The sequence below is a fragment of the Candidatus Rhabdochlamydia oedothoracis genome, assembly GCF_019453995.1.
Classification (GTDB): Bacteria; Chlamydiota; Chlamydiia; order Chlamydiales; family Rhabdochlamydiaceae; genus Rhabdochlamydia; species Rhabdochlamydia oedothoracis.
Genome location: NZ_CP075587.1, coordinates 1016696 through 1039589, shown reverse-complemented (window position 1 = coordinate 1039589; position 22894 = coordinate 1016696). Strand labels below are relative to the sequence as shown.

Here is a 22894-nt window from a genome sequence, read left to right as displayed (position 1 = left end):
CCTAAGAGATTCCTTTTTATGTCTTATTCCAAAAAAATCCGCGATCCCAAAAAGATTCGTAACATTGCGATTATCGCTCACATTGATCATGGTAAAACAACTCTATTAGATAGCCTACTTAAACAATCCAATATTTTTCGAGAAAACGAAGCTACTGCTGAGAGAATGATGGATAACTACGATCAGGAAAAAGAAAGAGGGATTACCATCTTTGCAAAGCATACCAGTATTGAATTCGATGAATTTAAAATTAATATTATAGACACTCCTGGTCATGCTGATTTTTCAGGTGAAGTAGAGCGCGTTTTAGGTATGGTCAATTCCGTTCTTCTTTTGATAGATGCTCAAGAAGGTCCCATGCCTCAAACCCGTTTTGTGCTTGCCCAAGCGTTAAAAATTGGCTTAAAGCCCATTGTTGTGCTTAATAAAATTGATCGCCCCCATGCAAACCCCGATCGAGCTTTAGATCTTACTTTTGATTTATTTGTCGAATTAGGCGCAAATGATCAGCAGCTTGAGTTTCCTATCTGCTATGCATCTGGATTATCTGGCTTTGCTGCACGTGAACCAAATGACCCACGTGTAAATATGAGACCTTTATTTGAAATGATTATCCAAAATGTCTCCCCTCCTCCAGGTAGCCTAGAACTGCCTTTCCTCATGCAAGCTAGTACATTGAGCTATGATGATTTTGTAGGTCGTCAGGCTTGTGGTCGTATTCTTGAAGGAAAAATTGCTAAAGGGCAAACCATTAGCAAAATAGATATGAATGGACATACCTCTTTACATAAAGTAACTCGTATTGAGGGATATCACGGATTAAAAAAAGTAGAAGTTGATGAAGCTGGTGTAGGAGATATCGTTTGCATTTCAGGAATTGCTGAGATTACCATTGGTGATACCCTATGCGACCCTTCCCACATTGTACGATTACCTCCCATTATACTCGCAGAACCCACGCTATCTGTTGAATTAATGGTTAATAATTCCCCTTTTGTAGGTAAAGATGGCAAACATGTAACGATGAATAAAATAAGAGAGCGCTTAGCCCAAGAAAAACTAGCTAACATCTCTTTGAAAATTGAGGATCATTTTCGAGATGATGCCGTTCGGGTTTGCGGTAGAGGTGAACTGCATTTAGCGGTTTTAATCGAAGCTATGCGTCGAGAAGGTTATGAATTTACTATTTGCAAACCTCAGGTTATCTTGAAAGAATTCGAGGGGGTTCAGCATGAGCCGTTTGAAAACGTTCATATTGAAGTGCCTCAAGAATTCTCAGGAAGTGTGATCGAAGAGCTTTCTCGTCGTAAAGCGGAAATGCGCTCCTTAAGCACAAACGAGCATGATATTACCAGCTTGGAGTTTCTCGTTCCCACTCGTGGTTTAATGGGATACCGCAATGATTTTCTAACCATGACCAAAGGCTTAGGTATTTTAACTTCGGTTTTTGATAGCTATGCTCCATGGAAAGGACACATTGAAGGCAGGCCAAAAGGCGTTCTCATTTCAAATGGACCGGGCAAAGTTACAGGATATGCTAGCTTTAGCATACAAAACAGAGGGACTCTATTTGTAGCTCCTGGAGATGATGTCTATGAAGGGATGATTGTGGGAGAGAACAATCGAGATAATGATCTAGTAGTAAATATTGTACGAGGAAAACAGCTCACAAATGTTAGAGCTTCAGGAACCGATGAAAATATTATTCTTTCTCCTCCACGTAAATTCACTTTAGAACAAGCTATTGATTTTATTGAAGATGATGAGTTAATCGAAACTACTCCTCATTTTATTCGTTTACGCAAAAAACACCTCTTAGAAAACGAACGCAAACGCGCTTAATCCTTTTAGCGCCTTAAAAAATTAAGGCGCTTTCCTTTTTTTCTCGAAAATGTTTATATGCTTTAAAACAAGATTTAAGTGGGTTTTATCATGTTAAGAGAAAAAAATCCTCCTTCAAGATTTGAAATCTGGAAGATGTTTGATAAAATCTCTCCTACATATGACTTAGTAAATCGGGTTATGACTTTTGGGCTAGATGGCTTATGGCGAAAAAAAATGACTGCTTTTTTACCAGAAAAAAAACCATTAACTCTGCTGGATTGCGCAACAGGAACTGCAGATCAGCTATTAGCTTTCATGCGCTATTCTAAAAAAATCACCTCTGCTATAGGCATCGATCTATCTCAAGAAATGCTGCAAATAGCGAATAAAAAAATCAAAAAAAGAGGTTACGATTCCTGCATTTCTCTACAAGAAGCTAGCTTATTAGAGCTTCCTTTTGAAGATCGTTGTTTTGACTGTATCTCTATTTCTTTTGGCATTCGAAACGTAATGGACGTTCACACGGCACTTCAAGAGTGTTTTCGTGTATTAAAGCCACAAGGTAGACTTTTAATTCTAGAAGGAACAGTTCCTTGCAATCGATTATTAAAAGTAGGACATCGTATTTATCTACGCTATCTTCTACCCTTTTTAGGAGGGTTGATGTCAGGACAACCTCAAGCCTATCAGTATCTAAATGACACGATTTCTAGCTTTCCTTGTGGGGAAGAATTTTGTGCCTATTTAAAAGATGCAGGGTTTACATCGGTAAAAGCTACTCCTTTAACGGGTGGTGCTGTTTTTATTTACCAAGGAGACCGAATTACATGAGAAGTTTTTTTGTAAATAACACATCTTTTGCCTACGACTCTTGCTTTCTTGATTTCTCGTATCTTTCCAATGTTTCCTGGTTAGCTTCTCAGGACATCTATCCTAAAGTCTATTGGAAAGATAAGCACACCAAAACAACTCGCATGGCACTAGGCTCACTTCTGTGTTACTCTGACATCCCTCATATTGAGCAAACAGAAGATGTAGATCTTCGTTTTTTTGGAGGCATCCATTTTCCTGAATCTGCTTGGGGAGAAGAACTTCCCATTACTCAATTCTGGTTACCTCGTTTTGAAATTGTCCAAACCAATGATAAAATTACATTGATTGCACACTTTATCAATCAAAATCCCAATCCCCTGGTTTTTAAAGAGCTCAAACCAGAAAACCCTATAGAGCAGGTTGCTCCCTGTGTTAAAATTTCTCATTCGCCCAATTGGACCGAATGGGAAAAAAATGTCGAACATGTACTTTCTATCAAAGGCCTTGAAAAAATTGTACTTGCGCGTCAAACACAATTTACTACTACTCCTGCTTGGCCTTTGTTCCAAGCCCTTGAAAAAAAAGCAGAAACAGCTACTTGCTTCGCCTTTCAGTTTTCTAAAGACACTGCCTTTTTAGGGGCTACTCCAGAAACCTTATTCCATAGAAAAAAAAATGTGGTTTTTAGTGAAGCTATTGCAGGAACAAGGCCGCGTGGAATAAATGAGAATAAGCTAGCTCATGAGCTTAAGTCTTCTGCTAAAGACAACCGAGAATTTAACTTTGTGAAAAAATTTATCGAACAAGCTCTTTTACCTCTATCTAATCAGTTAAGCTGGCAAAAGGATCAAATCCTGCGCACAACTTCTGTGCAACATTTACATAATAGAGCAATGGCTACTCTAACCTCTGATTGTACAGATCAAAAGCTATTAATAGCTCTGCATCCCACACCAGCTGTATGTGGAACACCTACCCAAGAAGCCCTTAAACTCTTAAAATTCTTAGAACCCTTTCAGCGTGGTTGGTATAGTGGAGCGATTGGCTATCTGGGAACTAAAGGAGCTGATATAGCCGTTGGAATACGCTCTGCGCTTGTGACTAGCTCTTGTTTAAAAGTATTTGCTGGCGCTGGAATTGTCCCAGGAAGCAATCCTTTAAAGGAATGGGAAGAGTTAGAAGCCAAAGCAGTCGCTTTTTGTAGGATACTTTCATGAAATCAATTGCAGAAAACAACTATTATTTTAGTTACCAACTCATAGATCAGCTCGTTAAACAAGGAGTACAAGATTTTTTTCTGGCTCCAGGTTCTAGATCAACCCCTCTTGTTTTAGCTGTTGCTAATCACTTCGAAGCACACAGCCATATTCATTTCGATGAAAGAGGATTAGCTTTTTATGCATTAGGGTTTGCCAAAGCCAGAAAAAAGCCTGTTGCACTCATTGTTACTTCTGGTACAGCAGTTGGCAATCTTCTGCCTGCGGTAATGGAAGCAAAGCACGACTTTGTTCCTCTTATTTTGTTAACAGCCGATCGCCCTCCTGAATTACGCGATTGCGGCGCTAACCAAAGTTGCGACCAAGTTCATATTTTTGGATCTTATGTGCATTGGCAAATAGATCTTCCCTGTGCTGATGAACTCTCTTCTATAAAATCCCTTCCCACAACCATTGCTCAAGCGGTTTATTACGCTCAAGGGCCAGTTCATCTTAATTGTATGTTTCGAGAACCACTTTCTTCTGCCCATAAATCTCTAGAGCTTCTTCCTTCTATACACTATACACGCGCTTGTCTAATCCCTAGTTCTTCAATTATTGAACAATACGCATCTCACTTAAAAGAACATGCAAATGGAGTGATCATCGCAACTGCAACAAGTCCAGTATCCCCTGTCATCGCTCTAGCAGAGAAGTTAAATTGGCCTATTTTTCCTGATATTCTCTCTCCTCTAAGAGCCTTTAACCATCCTTTAATCATCTCTCATTTTGATTTGATCTTAAAAACGCACCCTTGCTCTTTTGAGACAGTTATTCAAATGGGTGAGCGCTTTGTTTCTAAGATTCTTTTACAAACATTGGAAAAATCCCCTCCTAAATTCTATTTACAAGTCTTAGAAGGGCCTCATCGTTTTGATCCAGCCCATATAATTAATCATCGCATGCAATCAGATCCCTCTTCTTTTTGCCAAATGCTATGTCTTAAGCTTAATACGTCTAAAACTACATCTCATCTTAGTTTTTGGCAGACAAGGCAATTACACACCTCAAAAAAGCTATCTGATTATTTCCTTAAACAAACAACGCTCTCAGAGCCTGCAATAGCCTATCTTCTTGAGCAAAAAAGCGCTGCTCTTTTCCTGGGAAATAGCATGCCCATCCGGGATGCCAACTGCTACCTTTCCCTAGTTTCAGGACCTGTTTTTGCTAACCGCGGACTCTCTGGCATCGATGGCAATATTGCCACTGCCTGTGGTATAGCAATAGGTGCACAAAAACACACCATTGCGCTTCTTGGAGATTTAAGTTTTCTACACGACTTAAATTCGCTAGTTTTAGTTGCCAAGTCCCCTTACCCATGCACTTTAATTGTGATTAATAATCAAGGCGGAGGTATTTTTTCTTTTCTTCCTCTTGACCAACCCAAAACCATTAAAGAAACCTTTTTTGCAACAGCACATGAAATCTCTTTTTCTTCAGCAGCAAAGCTTTTTTCTCTTGCCTATTACGCACCTTACGACCTTATCTCTTTAAAAAAACTTTTGCAACAAGACCCTCATTCTTGTGTTATTGAGCTTGCAATCAATCGAGAAAAAAATCTTTTGGATCATAGGCAAATCGAAGAGCTACTTTCAGAAATGTTTTCTTCTTTAAAAAAGTCTTGAAAAGCCCAATCTTGAGTTTAATTAACTAAGAGCCTGTTTAAAATCTTTTCAAAAGTAGAGCAATAAAAGCAAGAACCACCATATTCAGGCTTGTATGTAGTTTTCTTTCGCAATTTTTCCATAGCCTGCGACATTTTTCTATCCGCGCAAAAGAACGCTCTACAACCCATCTTTTGGGAATAACTGTAAAAGTATGAAGTGTATTTCTTTTGGCTATTTCTACTATACATCCTAATATCTCCTGCACACTCTTTGCAAATTTTTCTCCAGAATATCCTCCCACCGAACAAATGGTTTTTATGTAGTGAAAATGCTGCTATACACCCATTTCTGTCAGTGATATTAGCATTGGTAATGTGAATCGCATGAGGAAGCCCTTGGGTATCGACTGCTATATGTCTTTTTATTCCTGATATTTTTTTCCCTGCATCATATCCTTTCTTCTCCGCTGTATCAGTATTTTTAACACTTTGAGCATCAATAATTACAAAGCTTGTTTTCTCTTTCCGACCACTGCTTTTTCTGACCTCTCCAACCCATTTTTTTTAAAACTATTTCAAGAATACTCTTAGAATTTTTATCATCTTTTTTATTCCAAAGAGGGAAATAATAATAACATAATTCCCATTTAGGATATTCTATGGGTAACATACGCCCAAGGGCTTACGCATGAAGAATTTCCTTTGTACCTAACGGAACGAATGAGGATTTAAAAAGGCAAAAAACCTCTCATAGGTATCATGGAGAAGGAGCTCCATATTTGCAGATATTAACAGATTATAACCAATCGAGGTTCATCTGTGTCCACAAGCTAAAGCCCATGTAATCATCTTGTCCACATAGCATGGCTAGGATAGATGTGCTGATAATATCATGAAGGCTATCTAGTTGATTGCGCGCCTTAAATGCATCATATAGTTATTTAAATCGACATTGATAAAACAGCTTGATCTAAGGCTTCGGATAAATTAGCTACAGTAGGTAAAAGTTCTCGGATTTTCGTTTTCATATTGGCCCAATATTTTTCGATAGGATTTAAGTCCGGTGAATAAGGCGGGAGAAAGAGCATTTTGTATCCACTTTCCTCTATCAATGTTCTAGTTGTCTTTGATTTATGAAAGCTCGCGTTATCGAGAATCAAAACTTGGCCATGAGTCAAATTTGGAATCAATTCCTGTTTTAGCCATACATTAAATAGATCCGTATTGCAAGTTCCTTCAAAACACATCGGTGCCAGCAATTTCTTCCCTTGTAGTGCCGAAATTACACTCTGTCTACCAAATCGTTTTCCTGAAATTCCTCCAAATATTTGTTTTCCCCTCGCGCTCCTCGCATATTGCCTATGCACATATTGACTGATTCCGCTCTGATCCAAATAGACCCTTTTTTCAGGAGAAATTGCTTCTATCTTTTTTAGATATTCCGCTCTTGCTTCCGCATTCCTTTCCTTATAAAACGCAATCTTTTTTTTCTTGTGATCTTGAGTCTTTTCAAAGCGTAAAAGATTGCTTGCAAAGTCAAACCAAAATGCTTTGCAATCTCTGATAAAAAATGATCGGGGTTTTTTTCTACATAAGCGATTAATCTCTGATCATCAATTTTCTTATAAGTGCTTTTCTTTTTTAGAGGTTCTACGTTTCCTCTTTGTTTCTTACGCTTTACCCATCGGTAGACAGTTGCAATCCCAACTTGAAATAGCTGGCTGGCCTTCATTTTGTCGTTATTTTCTTCTAGGTATTGAAGCACTCGTTTTCTTAGATCCATTGAATAAGGTTTAGGCATTTCTCTACCTCCATATATTTTGTTGGAGAAAAATATACAACTTTATCAATAATATTTTAAATAACTATAATAGATGAAGAATGAATGAATTCTTCCATTTTATACTCCTTATGAAAAAGGAGCCAGAATCATTTTTTATCTCTCAATTATCAAGCAAAATCTTCATGCGTTGGCCCTGACATACGCCACTGGCAACCACTTTTTAAAATGTACAAAATTCCACAAAAAATATCATATATAGTGGTTCCGATTCAATCTTATAGAAAAATATAGGATTAACGACAAGTTTCAAGTCGTTGACTTGAAACCCATTCCGTTTGAATTGGCACTACTATAGATCAACTCTTCGTGGACGTGTTTTTTTGCGTGTAGACTCAAGTATTAGATGGATTTTGCTAAATTGTTTACGAGAAATATCGCTTGGATAAGAGCGGATCATAATTACCTCCAAAGGTTTTATGAAAACTATCATTATACCTTACTGAAAAGATTTTAAACAGGCTCTTAGCAAATTTATCTATATCGAGCAGACTGGTTGTGTAATAACATATCTCTAGATATGTCTCGAACAGTTTCTAGCATCCGCACTCTAAATTCAAGATTTTGTTTTAATGGTCAGTCGCCTGTATGTCTTTTTATTTCCTGATATTTTTTTCCTGCGTCGTATCCTTTTTTTTCCGCATCGAAAAGATGCGAAATAGGCTTTTAGATTTTCACTAATCATTTTTTTTGGAAATTGATTCAAAACTTTTAAGAAAAAATTATTATAATCTTTATTTGTAAGTTGAAGTTTTTTTATGAAAATAGTATGTTCTTCTCCCGATAAATTTAAGTCTGACTTAGTAATCTTTTCTTTTTTTTTGGCAATTTTTTCTTTAATATAGTCTTCTATAAATATACGACGTGTATCTTCACTATATCTGGCTTTTACTTCATCTGCTTTAAACTCAGGAGAGCTTATGAGATCGATAGACAAAGGATCTGGTGCTAAATTTGGATGGTTCTTTATAAGCAAGGACCAAAGTAACTTAAGCTCTTCCTCGTAATTTTCTTTTTTGGCAATTTTTTCTTTGCAATAGTCAGCTAAGAATTTAATACATGTCTGTATGCTATACCTGGCGTGTACTTCATCTTTTTTAAACTCAGGAGATTTTATATATTGAAAAGTTAATGGAGGGGATAGTTTGACATAAGTCTTTTCAAGTTTGAAGTGCACAGAAGAATTAAAAAAAGAATAGGCAGGCGATGAAAGAATCTCTATTGTGATTTTTAACAATCAAACACAAGGAGAGACCTTGCCTAAAGGCTACCATCACCTAACCTATGACCAAAGATGTCAGATTTATATTTTAAAAGCTAGAGGAGATACATCTAGCTCAATAGCAAACATTCTAAAAGTTCATCATAGCACTATTAGTAGGGAACTTAAGAGAAATAAAGGGCAACGAGGATACCGTCATCAGCAAGCTCAAGAAAAAGCATTTCTTAGAAAAAATTCTCAGCCCAATAAAAAAATGACTCCTCAAATAGTTACCCGTATTGAAGAAAAAATCAAGTTGCAATGGAGCCCTATACAAATATCCGGATGGCTTAAAAGACATGGTAAAGAACATGTTAGTCATGAGACCATCTATAATCATATCTGGAAAGATAAACGACAGGGAGGACAGCTTTATAGAGAGCTCCGTCATCGAGGGAAAAAATATAACAAGCAGAGAAAGGGAGCTTCTGGAAGAGGGAACATGCCTGGTCGTATAGATATTAAGCAACGGCCTTGTATTGTAGAAAAAAAGACTCGTTTAGGAGACTGGGAACTAGATACAGTCATAGGGGCAGGACATAAAGGCGTAATTGTATCAATGGTAGAAAGAACTTCCAAGCTAACTAAGCTCGCCAAAGTTTCTCATAAAACTGCAGAGGAAGTAAGTCAAGCGTTAATTGAACAACTTAAACCTATCAAAGATTTTGTACACACATTAACAGCAGACAACGGAAAAGAATTTGCCTATCACCAAATGGTTAGTTTCGAGCTAGAGACAGACTTCTACTTTGCAACGCCCTACCATTCTTGGGAAAGAGGCTTAAATGAGCATACAAACGGACTAGTTAGGCAATATTTTCCTAAAACACAAAGCTTTTTAGATACGACTTCCAAGGATATAGAAAGGGTGGAAACTTTACTAAATAACAGACCTAGAAAGGCTCTCAACTTCGAAACTCCACTAGAAGTGTTTACGAGATTATCTACAAACATGCTATGCTCGGGTGCACAATAGATGTTTTTTCAAGTATTTATATGTTCTTTTTTGTGCACTTCAAGGTTGAAAGGGCCAATAATAAAAAAATACTTAAAATCAATAAGTTGTATAAATTTAAATTTTTTATTTTAAATAAAGGACTTTCTAAAAAATCTCTTAACTTTCTTTTTTTTAAGATCCTGTTTAAAATCTTTTCAAAAGTGAGGATATTCTGGAGAAAGATTTGCAAAGAGCGTGCAGGATATATTAGGATAAACGACAAGTTTCAAGTCGTTGACTTAAATCCCATTAAGCTAGCCGTTTGAATTGGCACTAATATATATTCCAAAGCGGTCTTTGGCAAAATTAATGACTTGTTTAGCCGAATGGAGTGCTTCTTCTTTTACATAGATTTTTAGTTGCTCAAGCTGATTTTGACTGAGCCAGCAAACCTTTCCTGTATAGTTCAAATTTAGTAAGGCTTCTTTTCCGTCTTCTGAATAGATATAATAACGTCTTATCGTATCGTCATCTAGGAGTAAAGCATGTGCTACTTGTGGGCATGTCCACCCTTCATCTAACAATAAAATAGATTTGATTCTATCGCATAGCCTTTTATCCCGTTCATGGCGATGACGAGCCTTGAGGATGTCTTTTTGGTTTCTTGTTAAAAAGTTCGCTTTTAGTTGCATATGAGAACAATTTATATCTCAATCCATTAGAAAATTTCAATGAATTTAGTGTTTGACAAGTCTTTTTTCTAATGCATTTCAGTATATAGCCTCTTCTTCATTGCTTAGGATATTAGAATGACCATAGGAGCATCGTGCTGAAACCCTCTCTTCCTCCACTTAAGAACAGTTTTAGGGTTGAGACTCAACTCATCTGCTAATTTGGCTATGCTCTTTTGACTATTTTGTATTTTCCGACGTATCGCCTCAGTTGTTTTGGCGCACCCATGTACTATTTGTCCCATAATGTTTCCTTTGATGCTAAATGTTCATAGTATACACCATTATACTTTGGGACTAAACATACCCCTAATCCCTTTATATCATAAGACCGAACTTACCTTTTTAGAATACTCTATGGGGCAGACGAATGATGTTATAGGAACCTTCCTAGGATCAAATAGGATAAATGAAAAAAAACAAATGGCTTAATTTTGAATTGCCAACGAAAACAACGTTTTGTAACATAAACCACATATTGGGGGTGTTTTATGCAAACAGTTGAAGAACATGTAATCTGGGAAATAGCGGGTAGTTATCAAGATATTTTATATCATAAACACAGCGGTATTGCTAAAATTACCATTAATCGTCCTGAGGTGAGAAATGCTTTTCGCCCTTTAACCATTTCTGAGATATCACATGCTCTACAAGATGCTCGTAGCGATCTCAACATAGGAGTGGTTGTTTTAACAGGAAAAGGTAAAGAAGCATTTTGTTCCGGTGGGGATCAAAAAGTTCGCGGTAATGCTGGATATACAGATTTAGAAGGCACAGACCGTCTAAACGTATTAGATTTACAAAAAGAAATCCGTGGGCTACCAAAACCGGTCATTGCCATGGTGTCAGGCTTTGCCATTGGTGGCGGACATGTTTTGCATTTGGTCTGTGATTTGACAATTGCAGCAGATCATTCCATTTTTGGACAAGTGGGTCCTAAAGTAGGCTCTTTTGATGGAGGGTTCGGCTCTAGTTATCTAGCACGGATAGTAGGACAAAAAAAAGCGAAAGAGATCTGGTTTTTATGCAGAAAATACACCGCAAAAGAAGCTTTAGAAATGGGTCTTATTAACTGCGTGGTCCCTTATGAAGAATTAGAAGGAACTACTTTGCAGTGGTGTTATGAAATTCTTCAGCATTCTCCTTTAGCTCTTCGCTGTATAAAATCTGCTTTTAATGCTGATTGTGATGGGCAAGCAGGACTGCAGGAGTTAGCAGGGAATGCTACTTTACTCTATTATATGACAGAAGAAGCGCAAGAGGGGCGTAGTGCTTTTCTGCAAAAACGCAGCCCTAATTTCTCACAATTTCCTAAACGGCCTTAAAATATGCATGCTATTCAAATCTGGACACTAGCGATTCGACTGAAAACTTTAATTGCTAGTATAAGCCCTGTTCTGATTGCAACAACGATGGCTATTAAAATTGGCAGCTTTGATTGGTTAATTTTCCTCTGCACCATGTGCACTGCTTTAGGGATTCAAATTACAACCAATTTAGCAAATGACTATTTTGATTATCTCAAAGGAGCTGATACTCATCAGCGCAAAGGATTTATACGTGTTACTCAAGCAAAGCTCGTATCCCATAAGACAATGCGCCAAGCCATAATCATAAGTATGTTGTTAACGCTTTTAAGCGGTATATATTTAGTGATCATTGGAAAAGCTCTTATCGCTTGCTTACTCATTGTTTCTTTATGTTTATCTATTTTATATACAGCAGGGCCTTATCCTCTAGCTTATCTTGGGCTCGGCGATCTTTTTGTATGGTTTTTTTTTGGTCCGATTGCAGTCAGCGGAGCGTATTATTTGCAAATAGGCTCTCTATCTTTAGAGGCATTACTAGCTGGTATTGCTCCTGGAGCAATCTCTACTGCAATCTTAACGGTAAATAATGTAAGAGATATCGATGAAGATCTATTAGCTCATAAAAAAACTTTAGTCTCTTGTTTTGGTAAATCATTTGGTAAATGGGAATATCTTTTTTGTTTATTAGCAGCTTTTGGATCTTTATTTTTTTTCCACGATTCCCATCCGTTTGCTCTTTGTACGCTTTTATGCCTTCTACCAGCAGGCATGCTTATAAAAACAATGTTTACATATAAAAATCCCATGGAACTGAATCTTTTGTTGATAAAAACAGGTCAATTGCTATGCCTATTTACAGCTCTTTTTTGCATAGGTTGGATGTTATAAGTTGGCGCATTTTTCGTTTTCAACTTACAAAAAAAGACAAATCGATTCGCTCAAGCCATCTTGTTTGTCTCAAAGATAGCAATCAGCAAGAAGCATGGGCTGAAATCTCTCCTTTACCAGGTCGTAGTAAAGAGACAATAGATGAAGCTCTTTTACAATTAATAAATGTATTAAAAGGGAAAAAAACCTCTCATCTTTACTCTTCTGTTTCTTTTGCACTGGCAACAGCTCTTAAGCAATTCAGTTTCCCCCCTATTCCTCTATGCGCTCTCTTATCGGGCTCTAAGCAAGAAATGATGCAGCAGGCACTGCTGGTAGCACACAAAGGATTTTCTTCTGTTAAAGTTAAGATTTCGCAACTTTCTTTAGAAGATGCTTTTGCTGTCCTTGATAGCTTGCGCAAAACATTTTCTCTACGAGTAGATGCAAACCAGCGCTTTAGTTTTCAAGAAGCCCTGTATTTTTTTGGCCAATTTCCTTCCTTAGCATTTGACTTTATTGAAGAGCCCACTTGGGAAACCTCTCGATTAGCTGATTTTTCCCATCCTTTTGGGTTAGATGAAACTCTAGAGAAAAACCCTGATTTTAGGTTTGAGAATCTAGCTAATTGCAAGGCAGTCGTCGTAAAACCCATGATTCAAGGATTTTTCACTACCAAAAAACTCATGCAACATTTAGAGAAAAAAAGAACAAAATTGATTTTTAGCAGCTCCTATGAGAGCGGTTTAGGGTTGATGCAAATTGCTCACTTGGCCATGCAAACAAAGCTCTACCCACTTGGTCTGAATACACAATCTTTATTTACTGAAGATATCTTAACCCCCTTTCCTATTTTTTCTTCCCCTATCTGTTCTTGCCCTTTCCCAGCGCAGATACAAACACATCTATTACAAGAGATCTATTGTGGTTAAAATGCTTTGCCCTATTGCGCTACAAGCAAAAGAAAACCCAACAGCTTTAGCTATTGAGACAACTTTGGATAGCTTATCTTATCAAGAATTAGATAAGCTTTTATCTCAATTAGTAAAGCACCTACTCTCTTTAGGAGTAAGTAAAGGAACAAGGATTGCTTTTGTTGCACCCACTTCGTTCAAAACGGTTATTTTATTACTGGCTCTTTTGCGTATGGGCGCAATTGCTTGTCCGATAAATCCTAAATTTCCTCAAGTGCAGATTGAGGACTTAATCCAAAGACTCAAGCCTTCTCATTTTATCAATCTAGATACCCTTGTTTTTACTGCTAGCTCTTATCAAATAGACCCTATAATTGATACAGAGCAATTGTTTACCTTTTTAGCCACTTCTGGATCTTCAGGTAAAAGCAAAATCGCTTGCCATACCTTTGAAAACTATCTAACCAGTGCTTTAGCCACGCATCTACCGCTTCAACTATCTAAGAGTTCTCGTTGGCTGTTATCACTACCTCTATATCACGTTAGTGGTTTATCCATTTTAATACGTTGTATGACAATAGGGTTATGCGTTGTGCTAACAGATTTAAAATCCATCTGGGAAGAGATCATTCCCCATAGAATTACCCATCTATCTTGTGTTCCCACTCAACTATTTCGCTTAAAAGATCAAAAATGCAGCTTACCTCTTTTAAGCAAGCAGTTACAATGTGTCTTAGTTGGAGGAGCACACACGAGCCTTTCTTTATTCCAATCTGTAAAAGAACTTCCTATTTTTTTTACCTACGGCATGACAGAAACAACTTCAATGATTACCCTAGCAACCAAAGAAGATCTGCGACTAAAAAATTTAAGCATGGGCTATCCAATAAGTTGTTGTGAAATCAAAATAGCAAACGATTGTGAGATTTTAGTTAAAGGCAAAAACCTATTTCAAGGTTATTGGGACGGCTTTCAAATACACCCACCTCCTTGTTGGTTTGCTACAAAAGATTTAGGTAAAATCTGTTTACATAATCATCTTCATATAACAGGAAGAAAAGATCGCTTATTTATTTCGGGAGGAGAAAATATACAACCAGAAGAAATTGAACAAGCACTATGCTCTATCAGAGGAATTATCTGTGCTACGGTATTACCTAAGCCAGATGAAGAATTTGGGAATCGTCCCGTTGCTTTTATTGAAGATATTGAGCAAAGATCCTTTGCTCAAGTTTTTTTTGAATTGCACAAAATCCTTCCTTCTTTTAAATGCCCTGTAAGCATTTGGCCTTATCCTAAGCATCTAAAAAATACCTCTGTAAAAACCCCTATTCCTCTTCTAGAGCAGCATTTAAAAAGTCTTTTTCCCAAAGATGTCTTTCGAGATACTCCCTTAACTTCAATGGAAGAGGTATAGACTTTTTTGTCATGGAATCTATACATACATGTACAATAATAACGCTACCTACTTCTTCCTGGGTTTTAAGATTAAATAAAAGATAGGATACGCTGAAAGAGGCATTTCCCAAGTGCTTAATACCTAATGTAATTTTTAATGAATCTCTTAATTGTAGAGGTTTTTTATAATCAGCTTCTGCATGAACAATGGGCATTTCCATCTGGTCTAAGTCCATTGCTCTATTAAATAAAAACTCTTCAAATGCCTCTAGAGCTAGATTGAATTGTTCAGAAAAAAATAAATGTCCTGTTGCGTCTGTATTCTTCATACGAATCTGTGTTCGATACTCAAACATATTTTTCTCTATAGTAAAAATTTGAATGCATTTTTTCCATAAAAAGCTTTAAGATATCGGTATAAACTAAAAAAATCTTAAGATTAATTTTTTTCAGCTAAAAGCCTTATTATTAGTGATCAGATACAAATAAAGGCCCTTTAAAACCGATTTAAAATTTAGGTTATAGGATTGTCTAAAAAAAAAGCTATTTTTATGATTGCTATCACTTCCAAAAGCAGATATCCTAGTTAAGTAGATTTAAAAGAGTAAAATATAAAATGAATCCACGTAATTTACAATCTTCCGTCTTATTAAACCAAAATCATTTACAAAATTTACCAGAGCAAAGCGCTGCAACGTCTTTACAAGCAAAGGGCGAACTTGCATTGCTTAAGAAATATTTTGATAAAGGTTTAAATTACTTTAATAAAGCTCTTTCTCTTGAACCTACTAATTTTAAGCTGTATTTTTCCCAAGGACTATCCCTTTTTCAATTTGCACAGGAAAAACAGCAGAAAAAACCACTTCTATTAGCAAATAAACGGCTAAAAACAGCAGCTCAACTCAATCCCAACCATTTAGATATCTGGCAAGCTTGGAGCAGTGTGCTCTCTGCTCTAGGATTTACTTATAAAAATCCAAAATATTTTTTAGAGGCTCATGAGAAAACAACTCAAGCAATCGATCTTTGCCCTCTACAAAAAATAGATACTCTTGCTGATTTATACGCTGATTTGGGGTCTATTTTTCTACATATAGCTAGTTATTCGCAAGAACCCAATGATTTGCATAATGCTATACAGGCCTTTGAAAACGCGGTTAATTTAAATAAAACATTACTTACTGATGTTTGGAGAGACTTTGGTCTGGCTTGTTATAGATTTGCTAGTTTTGTAAATGAAGCGCGTTTTTATTTTAAAGCAAACCAATATTTTAAGAATGCTCTTTCTTTAGAGCCAGAATCAGCCTCTTTATGGCATTTATTGGCTCAAACTTTTTGTCAATTATACACACAAACACATGATGAAGATCATTTCATCAAAGCCAATGAATATTTTGCTTCAGCTGCTCAAAGATCGCCAAAATCCTTAGATATCTGGTTAAACTGGTCTTTATTCCTATGTGAAACAGGTAAAAATCTTTCTGATGTCAAAAAATTACGCCTATGTATTGAAAAGTGTAATGAGGCACTTAATGTTGATCCTGATCATTTTCTTACCCAAGCAATCTGTGCTGAAGCTCTTAGCTTACTAGGAATGAATTTAGAACGCCTTGATCTCATTCACGAAGCCAATGAAAAAATGAGTCAGATTATTGAACAAAAAGAAGACAGTCCTGATATTTGGCACTGCTATGGGTCTTGTTTACAGTGTCTGGGCACTTATTTCAAAGATATCGATTTTTATTATCAAGCGATTGAAAAATTCCAAATAGGATTATCTATTAATCGCACCTATCATCGTAACTGGCATGCAATTGCAAAGATTTATACAGCAATCGGAGATCTTGAGCAAGATGCCGATATTCTCTATTCCTCTTTTAAATTTTATAAAAAAGCTCTTTATTTGAAAAAATCTCATTTTTACTTATTTGATTATGCAGTGGCTTTAGCTAAGCTTGGAGAAATGAAGCATGAAAGATGCTTTTTAGAAAAATCTATCGACTTATTTGAAAAAGCATTAATTATACAAAAAAACGCCATCTTTTTATATCCAGAATGGCTATTTCACTACGCATGTGCACTAGATACTCTTGGAGATTTTTTCGAAGAAGAAAGTTATTACTTAAGATCTATTGAGATTTTTTCACAAATTTTAATGATTGATCCTAATTTATACGATGTACATCATCACTTAGCATTAGCACTTTCACATTTAGGGGAACTTACTTCTGCTAGAGAATATCTCTATCGCGCTATCCATCATTATAGGCTTGCTGTTAAACAAGAAAATGAAAATGATACAGTGCTCTTAGACTTTGCCTTAACCTTAATCAATTTAAGCCAACATTTATATGATTCTGCTGAAATTGAGCAGCTTTATCGCGATGCAGAACAAAAACTATTTACCGCAAGTCGTTTAGGTAATACTCAAGCCTACTATCACCTCGCTTGTCTTTATTCCCTCTCCAATCAGATTGAGCTTAGCATGCGTTTTCTAGAAAAAGCGGTTAAAGCGGATTCTCTACCACCTATAGAGGAAATGCTCCAAGATGACTGGCTTGACAACATACGCACAACACAGAATTTTCACGAATTTTTATCCCGTCTAGAAAACAGTCGTAATCTAGAAGAATATTAAGGCCCTTTCAACCTCGAAGTGCACAAAAAAGAACATATAAATACTTGAAAAAACATCTATTGTGCACCCGAGCATAGCATGTTTGTAGATAATCTCATATAGTGGTTTCGATTCAATCGTATAGAAAAATATAGGATTAATAATAAGTTTCAAGTCATTGACTTGAAACTTATTAAGCTAGACTTTTGAACTGGCACTACTATATACGATTGAATCGGAATCACTATATATTAAGTCTTTTCAAGTTTGAAGTGCACAGAAGAATTAAAAAAAGAATAGGCAGGCGATGAAAGAATCTCTATTGTGATTTTTAACAATCAAACACAAGGAGAGACCTTGCCTAAAGGCTACCATCACCTAACCTATGACCAAAGATGTCAGATTTATATTTTAAAAGCTAGAGGAGATACATCTAGCTCAATAGCAAACATTCTAAAAGTTCATCATAGCACTATTAGTAGGGAACTTAAGAGAAATAAAGGGCAACGAGGATACCGTCATCAGCAAGCTCAAGAAAAAGCATTTCTTAGAAAAAATTCTCAGCCCAATAAAAAAATGACTCCTCAAATAGTTACCCGTATTGAAGAAAAAATCAAGTTGCAATGGAGCCCTATACAAATATCCGGATGGCTTAAAAGACATGGTAAAGAACATGTTAGTCATGAGACCATCTATAATCATATCTGGAAAGATAAACGACAGGGAGGACAGCTTTATAGAGAGCTCCGTCATCGAGGGAAAAAATATAACAAGCAGAGAAAGGGAGCTTCTGGAAGAGGGAACATGCCTGGTCGTATAGATATTAAGCAACGGCCTTGTATTGTAGAAAAAAAGACTCGTTTAGGAGACTGGGAACTAGATACAGTCATAGGGGCAGGACATAAAGGCGTAATTGTATCAATGGTAGAAAGAACTTCCAAGCTAACTAAGCTCGCCAAAGTTTCTCATAAAACTGCAGAGGAAGTAAGTCAAGCGTTAATTGAACAACTTAAACCTATCAAAGATTTTGTACACACATTAACAGCAGACAACGGAAAAGAATTTGCCTATCACCAAATGGTTAGTTTCGAGCTAGAGACAGACTTCTACTTTGCAACGCCCTACCATTCTTGGGAAAGAGGCTTAAATGAGCATACAAACGGACTAGTTAGGCAATATTTTCCTAAAACACAAAGCTTTTTAGATACGACTTCCAAGGATATAGAAAGGGTGGAAACTTTACTAAATAACAGACCTAGAAAGGCTCTCAACTTCGAAACTCCACTAGAAGTGTTTACGAGATTATCTACAAACATGCTATGCTCGGGTGCACAATAGATGTTTTTTCAAGTATTTATATGTTCTTTTTTGTGCACTTCAAGGTTGAAAGGGCCATCGATATTACGAAACGTCGGTGACTTTTTTTCAGGCAATTATCGGCACTAGTATATGTTCTTTTTTGTGCACTTCGAGATTGAAAGGGCCTGATCTTAGTTTATCTTTAGTTTAAATCTTTTTCTGTGTTAGGATTCTCTTCAGGCCAACTCTAACTGGTTAGTAAACACTCATTCCTATGCAAATTAAGGTTATTGCTTCATGAATAAACGTTCTTTTCTTTTTGTATTGCTTTTAACAGTAGGATTTTTTTTCCTTAATCAATGGCTTTTTCCACCTAAAAAACCTTCAATAACCACTACTGAGACTCACAAGGTTTATATAGAGAAGGTAATTGAAGCAAAACCAATTACAACCGATACGCTTAACCAACAACAACAGCAGTTCTTTGTTCTAGAAAATGCTTACCAGCAGTTGGTTTTTTCTAATATAGGTGGAGCCATTTCTGAGATTAATTTGGCTCTGTATAATAAAAAAGATTCTCAAACACCTGTGCGTCCCATTGCTTTTGATCGGATTATTGAAAAAGACTTTCCGCAAAATAGTCATTTTCCTAGCTTTCCTTATTTTACCAGCAATGAGAGAGCTGGAGAAAAAAACCAGCCAACCACGGGTGGCTATTATCCTTTATTAAGACGCACTCTGTTCAATGCACAAGACGTCCCTATTTCTTTTGTGGATCCTAAATTTTATGCTTTGAATATTGTATCTTCAGATACGAATTTAGCTACACAGCCCTATCGTTTAAAAAAATTAGAAAATGATCTTATTGAATTTGAACTCATTCAACCCAACCGTAGGATCACAAAGGTGTTTTCCTTTTCTAAAGATCCGAGCTTATCCCCTTACTGCATTGAAGTAATAATCAAAATAGATGGAGATACACGGGGTTTATGGCTAACGACAGGAGTACCAGAGGTAGAGCTTATCTCAGGAAATGCTGCCCCTACTTTAAAATATCGGATGCTTAGAGGTTCTCAAAAAGCACAAATAGAACAGCTATCTCTGCCTAAAAATGGAACGATGAATGCTATACCAGCGGATTGGATTTGTAACTCTAACGGATTTTTGGGACTGATTCTCGATCCTTTAACAGCAGAAGGGAGTTCATTTCGCGCGCAGATGATTTCTGGGATGCAAATTCCTACCCGTCTTTCTTTGATTAATCCAGAGTATCAACCTTATCCTCCTGAAAAATATCCAGGTTATGAAATGCAGATACCTCTGCATGAACAAACAAGTCATTTCCGCTTATATGCAGGTCCTTTCGAAGATGACCTCTTGAATAAAGTAGATCAAACATATGCTAACCCTGCTAAAGGGTATAATCCGGGTTATATTGGAGCTTTAAGCTTTCATGGATGGTTTACATTCATTTCAGAACCTTTTGCTAAATTTTTATTTTTAGTCATGAAGTTTTTTTATCGAATGACCTCATCTTGGGGAATTTCGATTATTTTATTGACCCTCGTATTGCGTATTATGCTCTATCCGCTCAATGCTTGGTCTATTAATTCTTCTTTAAAGATGACCCAAATAGCTCCTCAAGTAACCGCTATTCAAGAGAAATACAAAAAAGACCCCAAGCGTGCTCAAATGGAGGTCATGAGCCTCTATCGAGAAAAAGGGGTTAATCCATTAATGGGTTGCTTTCCTCTATTAATTCAATTGCCTTTTTTAATTGGAATGTTTGACTTATTAAAATCTACTTTTGAATTAAGAGGTGCAAGTTTCATCCCTGGATGGATTGATAACCTAACAGCACCAGATGTGCTTTTTAGCTGGGGCTATCCTATTCCTTTTTTTGGTTCTAGTTTCCATCTTTTACCTTTTTTACTAGGTTTCATCATGTGGGTACAACAACGTTTTACCTCTATGAATACAAAAACCACCGCTACTCTTACAGACCAACAAAAACAACAAAAAATGATGGGTAATATTATGACTGTTGTTTTTACTGTAATGTTTTATCATTTCCCTTCGGGATTAAATCTTTACTGGCTATCTTCAATGGGTCTTGGCATATTGCAGCAATGGTTTATAATGCGTAAAATGAAAAAGGCGTAAAAGCTTTAGGCAGCAGTAAGCCAAAAATTAAGCCACCTGCTACTTTTAAGTTTCACCTGTTGTCACATGTGGTATCCATGCAAGCTTGGGAAGAGTTTTTAAAAAAGCAAGAAGACCTATTAGGGAAACAAACAGTAAATCAATGGCTGCGATCACTTAAAATCTTACATTTTGATGCAACTAACCTCTATCTAGAGGCAGCTGATGCTTTTCATATGTTGTGGTTTGAAGAACATATGCGCCCTTTGATTAAAACACACTTGCTGAATAATAACTCTCGAACCATTAAAGTTCATCTTCATGTTCCAGATGGTGGTATGAATAAAAAAAAGGATAAAACTCAGCAACCCGCTGTGTTTTCTCCTATTGCAGATAGATTAGATCCTATAGCTACTCTAGCAAATTTTGTTCCAGCTAAAGCCAATGAAGTAGTTATGCGTCTATGCTGTGAGCTAACAGGAGTAGATCCTATTTCTTTATGCTTTACCTCTGCTCCTCCTAACCTAGCTGCCTGCAATCCGATTTTTCTTTGGGGGAAAGCCGGTACAGGTAAAACCCATTTGTTAATGGCTCTAACTCATCTTTTTTGCCAAAGAGGTCTTAAAGCCTTATTTGTCCGAGCTGAAACATTTACCGAACATGTCATTTCTGCTATTCGTTCTTCAGAAATGCAAAAGTTTAGAGAGATCTATCGTCATTTGGATGCCTTATTAATAGATGATGTTCATCTTTTTATGCGTAAAGATGCAACACAGGAAGAACTTTTTCACCTCTTTAATACTCTGCACTTATCTAACAAACAAATTATTTTAAGCTCTAATACTCCCCCTTCTCAGCTAGAAGAAATCGAGCCGCGGCTTATTTCAAGATTTGAGTGGGGTATTGTATTACAATTAAGCGAACTTACAGAAATAGAGCGTAAGAAGTTACTTACCCATTGTTGTAAAGTAAGAAATTTTCCTCTAACAGAAAAAGTATGTTTTTTCCTAGTTCAGACGTTTTCCAATAATCATTCTTTATTGCGCGCCTTTGAAGCTTTATTATTACGTATATATTTAAAGGATAAAAATTTTAAGCCGGATAAATTGCAGTCAGGACAAGTAGAAACCATTCTTTCTGACCTCATTCAATTTGAGCAGCAAAAAACCTTAAATAAAGACACTATTCTATCTGCAGTAGCTTCTTACTTTGATATAACCTCTACAGAAATTATAGGAAAATCGCAAATTCACCGGCATACCTTTCCTCGGCAAATTTCTATATACTTATGTAGAACCATTCTTAAATTGTCTTTTACACAGATTGGAAAGATATTTTCCCGCGATCATTCAACAGCAGTCACAGCAGTAAAGCAAATTAAAACAAAATTGGAAAATAGAGATAAAGAATTACAAGAGGCTTTAAAACAAATTGTGGCGTCTTTAGATAAAGAAGTCGCTATTCCGGGCGTTTTAACAAACGATCGGAATAGTGACCATTACTTTATTAAATCTTAATAAATCTTTCTCCAGGCTTTCCCCCTAAAGGATTTGTTGGAGGTGAAAGATCTTTTTTAGTATCTCGACCCTCGCAAATATCTTTTGCACGGGTTCTCCACTTCTCTACAGACTCAACAAATAAAGGAGCATAACGGCATAATGCAGATGCATCAGCCCCTATACCCATTTCTATAACAGCATGCATTAAAATCAATTCTTCAGGAACAGCAACTCCTACTCCTCCTCCTGCCATTTGACCTCCTAACATAGCCCCTTCAAGAAGAGCTTCGTATAGGCTTGATCGGATCGCAGGATCCTTAGGTAGACCATCTAAGATCGGTGAGTATAAATACAAACGATCAGAATTTGGCTCGTATGTAAGATGAAGAGAAAAAGTATTATCAATCCCAAGTATACATGTGTGATTTTCATCAAATGCCAACTCTAGATTGAGTTCTTTCCCGAATTCCTTTAAATTTGCCTTGGCATTTTCCAATGACATTGAATCGTCCTCCTACAGTTCTCTAATGTTCATCCTTAATTATAAATCGCTTTCGCTTTTAAAACGAGCACAACCTTA

At 36.6% G+C, this 22894-nt stretch carries 18 protein-coding genes and 4 pseudogenes; 13 read left to right on the top strand and 9 right to left on the bottom strand.

What is annotated here, in order from left to right:
• Window positions 1-18: 18 nt before the first annotated feature.
• The 4 genes from typA to menD all read left to right on the top strand — a co-directional run bounded on the left by typA (window position 19) and on the right by menD (window position 5518).
• A complete protein-coding gene (typA, locus tag RHABOEDO_RS05725) occupies window positions 19-1842 on the top strand; it encodes a translational GTPase TypA (RefSeq protein WP_215217255.1) in 1824 nt (607 codons plus the stop codon).
• 78 nt (window positions 1843-1920) lie between these two features.
• Window positions 1921-2655 carry a bifunctional demethylmenaquinone methyltransferase/2-methoxy-6-polyprenyl-1,4-benzoquinol methylase UbiE gene (gene ubiE / locus RHABOEDO_RS05720; protein ID WP_220017426.1) on the top strand — a complete coding sequence of 245 codons (735 nt, stop codon included), beginning with the start codon at window positions 1921-1923 and terminating at the stop codon, window positions 2653-2655.
• On the top strand, window positions 2652-3854 hold the full coding sequence (locus tag RHABOEDO_RS05715; protein ID WP_215217257.1) for an isochorismate synthase: 1203 nt from the start codon (window positions 2652-2654) through the stop codon (window positions 3852-3854). Before ubiE ends, RHABOEDO_RS05715 begins: the two co-directional genes overlap by 4 nt.
• Complete coding sequence (gene menD, locus RHABOEDO_RS05710) at window positions 3851-5518, top strand: 2-succinyl-5-enolpyruvyl-6-hydroxy-3-cyclohexene-1-carboxylic-acid synthase (RefSeq protein ID WP_215217258.1); 1668 nt, start codon at window positions 3851-3853, stop codon at window positions 5516-5518. The genes RHABOEDO_RS05715 and menD overlap by 4 nt, the downstream gene beginning before the upstream one ends.
• 37 nt (window positions 5519-5555) lie before the next feature.
• Here menD and RHABOEDO_RS05705 read toward each other — a convergent pair.
• The 5 genes and pseudogenes from RHABOEDO_RS05705 to RHABOEDO_RS05680 all read right to left on the bottom strand — a co-directional run.
• Window positions 5556-6172, bottom strand: a pseudogene (locus RHABOEDO_RS05705) (IS5 family transposase); the annotation flags it as partial.
• A 268-nt stretch (window positions 6173-6440) separates the two neighbouring features.
• A complete protein-coding gene (locus tag RHABOEDO_RS05695) occupies window positions 6441-6926 on the bottom strand; it encodes an IS630 family transposase (RefSeq protein WP_245397589.1) in 486 nt (161 codons plus the stop codon).
• A 5-nt stretch (window positions 6927-6931) separates the two neighbouring features.
• Window positions 6932-7300: an IS630 transposase-related protein gene (locus RHABOEDO_RS05690; RefSeq protein WP_215216866.1), complete on the bottom strand. Its 369-nt coding sequence runs from the start codon at window positions 7298-7300 to the stop codon at window positions 6932-6934.
• 334 nt (window positions 7301-7634) lie between these two features.
• Window positions 7635-7739, bottom strand: a pseudogene (locus RHABOEDO_RS11755) (IS5/IS1182 family transposase); the annotation flags it as partial.
• Between the two features lie 156 nt (window positions 7740-7895).
• A complete protein-coding gene (locus RHABOEDO_RS05680; protein ID WP_215216524.1) occupies window positions 7896-8576 on the bottom strand; it encodes a hypothetical protein in 681 nt (226 codons plus the stop codon).
• Between RHABOEDO_RS05680 and RHABOEDO_RS05675 the strand changes: the two genes are divergently transcribed.
• The gene (locus RHABOEDO_RS05675) at window positions 8563-9576 is read left to right on the top strand and encodes an IS30 family transposase (RefSeq protein ID WP_215216525.1); all 1014 of its coding nucleotides are present in this window, start codon (window positions 8563-8565) and stop codon (window positions 9574-9576) included. The genes RHABOEDO_RS05680 and RHABOEDO_RS05675 overlap by 14 nt on opposite strands.
• A gap of 275 nt (window positions 9577-9851) precedes the next feature.
• On the opposite strand, the gene RHABOEDO_RS05670 is transcribed toward RHABOEDO_RS05675, so the two are convergent.
• Both RHABOEDO_RS05670 and RHABOEDO_RS10805 read right to left on the bottom strand, forming a co-directional pair.
• Window positions 9852-10229 carry a helix-turn-helix domain-containing protein gene (locus RHABOEDO_RS05670; protein ID WP_215217300.1) on the bottom strand — a complete coding sequence of 126 codons (378 nt, stop codon included), beginning with the start codon at window positions 10227-10229 and terminating at the stop codon, window positions 9852-9854.
• A 122-nt stretch (window positions 10230-10351) separates the two neighbouring features.
• A pseudogene (locus tag RHABOEDO_RS10805) lies at window positions 10352-10513 on the bottom strand (IS481 family transposase); the annotation flags it as partial.
• 246 nt (window positions 10514-10759) lie between these two features.
• Here RHABOEDO_RS10805 and menB point away from each other — a divergent pair.
• From menB to RHABOEDO_RS05650, 4 genes are read left to right on the top strand one after another with little or no spacing between them, the layout of a single operon-like run.
• Window positions 10760-11593: a 1,4-dihydroxy-2-naphthoyl-CoA synthase gene (menB, locus tag RHABOEDO_RS05665; RefSeq protein ID WP_215217302.1), complete on the top strand. Its 834-nt coding sequence runs from the start codon at window positions 10760-10762 to the stop codon at window positions 11591-11593.
• 3 nt (window positions 11594-11596) lie between these two features.
• Window positions 11597-12466 carry a 1,4-dihydroxy-2-naphthoate octaprenyltransferase gene (gene menA / locus RHABOEDO_RS05660; protein WP_215217303.1) on the top strand — a complete coding sequence of 290 codons (870 nt, stop codon included), beginning with the start codon at window positions 11597-11599 and terminating at the stop codon, window positions 12464-12466.
• Entirely contained in the window at window positions 12454-13377 is a 924-nt protein-coding gene (locus RHABOEDO_RS05655; RefSeq protein ID WP_220017423.1) for an enolase C-terminal domain-like protein, read from the top strand. Before menA ends, RHABOEDO_RS05655 begins: the two co-directional genes overlap by 13 nt.
• Window position 13378: 1 nt before the next feature.
• A complete protein-coding gene (locus RHABOEDO_RS05650; protein WP_215217305.1) occupies window positions 13379-14776 on the top strand; it encodes an AMP-binding protein in 1398 nt (465 codons plus the stop codon).
• Here RHABOEDO_RS05650 and RHABOEDO_RS05645 read toward each other — a convergent pair.
• Window positions 14688-15113, bottom strand: a complete 426-nt coding sequence (locus tag RHABOEDO_RS05645; protein ID WP_215217306.1) for an acyl-CoA thioesterase — start codon at window positions 15111-15113, stop codon at window positions 14688-14690. The two genes, RHABOEDO_RS05650 and RHABOEDO_RS05645, sit on opposite strands and share 89 nt — an antisense overlap.
• Window positions 15114-15373: 260 nt before the next feature.
• Here RHABOEDO_RS05645 and RHABOEDO_RS05640 point away from each other — a divergent pair, with 260 nt between their 5' ends.
• The 4 genes and pseudogenes from RHABOEDO_RS05640 to RHABOEDO_RS05625 all read left to right on the top strand — a co-directional run bounded on the left by RHABOEDO_RS05640 (window position 15374) and on the right by RHABOEDO_RS05625 (window position 22332).
• Window positions 15374-17395, top strand: coding sequence for a TPR end-of-group domain-containing protein (locus RHABOEDO_RS05640; RefSeq protein WP_215217307.1), 2022 nt, complete (start codon window positions 15374-15376; stop codon window positions 17393-17395).
• Between the two features lie 303 nt (window positions 17396-17698).
• Entirely contained in the window at window positions 17699-18712 is a 1014-nt protein-coding gene (locus RHABOEDO_RS05635; RefSeq protein WP_215216525.1) for an IS30 family transposase, read from the top strand.
• Between the two features lie 417 nt (window positions 18713-19129).
• Window positions 19130-20836: pseudogene (gene yidC, locus RHABOEDO_RS05630) on the top strand (membrane protein insertase YidC); the annotation flags it as partial.
• Window positions 20837-20904: 68 nt separating this feature from the next.
• Entirely contained in the window at window positions 20905-22332 is a 1428-nt protein-coding gene (locus RHABOEDO_RS05625; RefSeq protein ID WP_245397595.1) for a DnaA ATPase domain-containing protein, read from the top strand.
• Here RHABOEDO_RS05625 and RHABOEDO_RS05620 read toward each other — a convergent pair.
• On the bottom strand, window positions 22322-22816 hold the full coding sequence (locus RHABOEDO_RS05620) for a CesT family type III secretion system chaperone (protein WP_215217240.1): 495 nt from the start codon (window positions 22814-22816) through the stop codon (window positions 22322-22324). The two genes, RHABOEDO_RS05625 and RHABOEDO_RS05620, sit on opposite strands and share 11 nt — an antisense overlap.
• Window positions 22817-22894 lie beyond the last annotated feature (78 nt).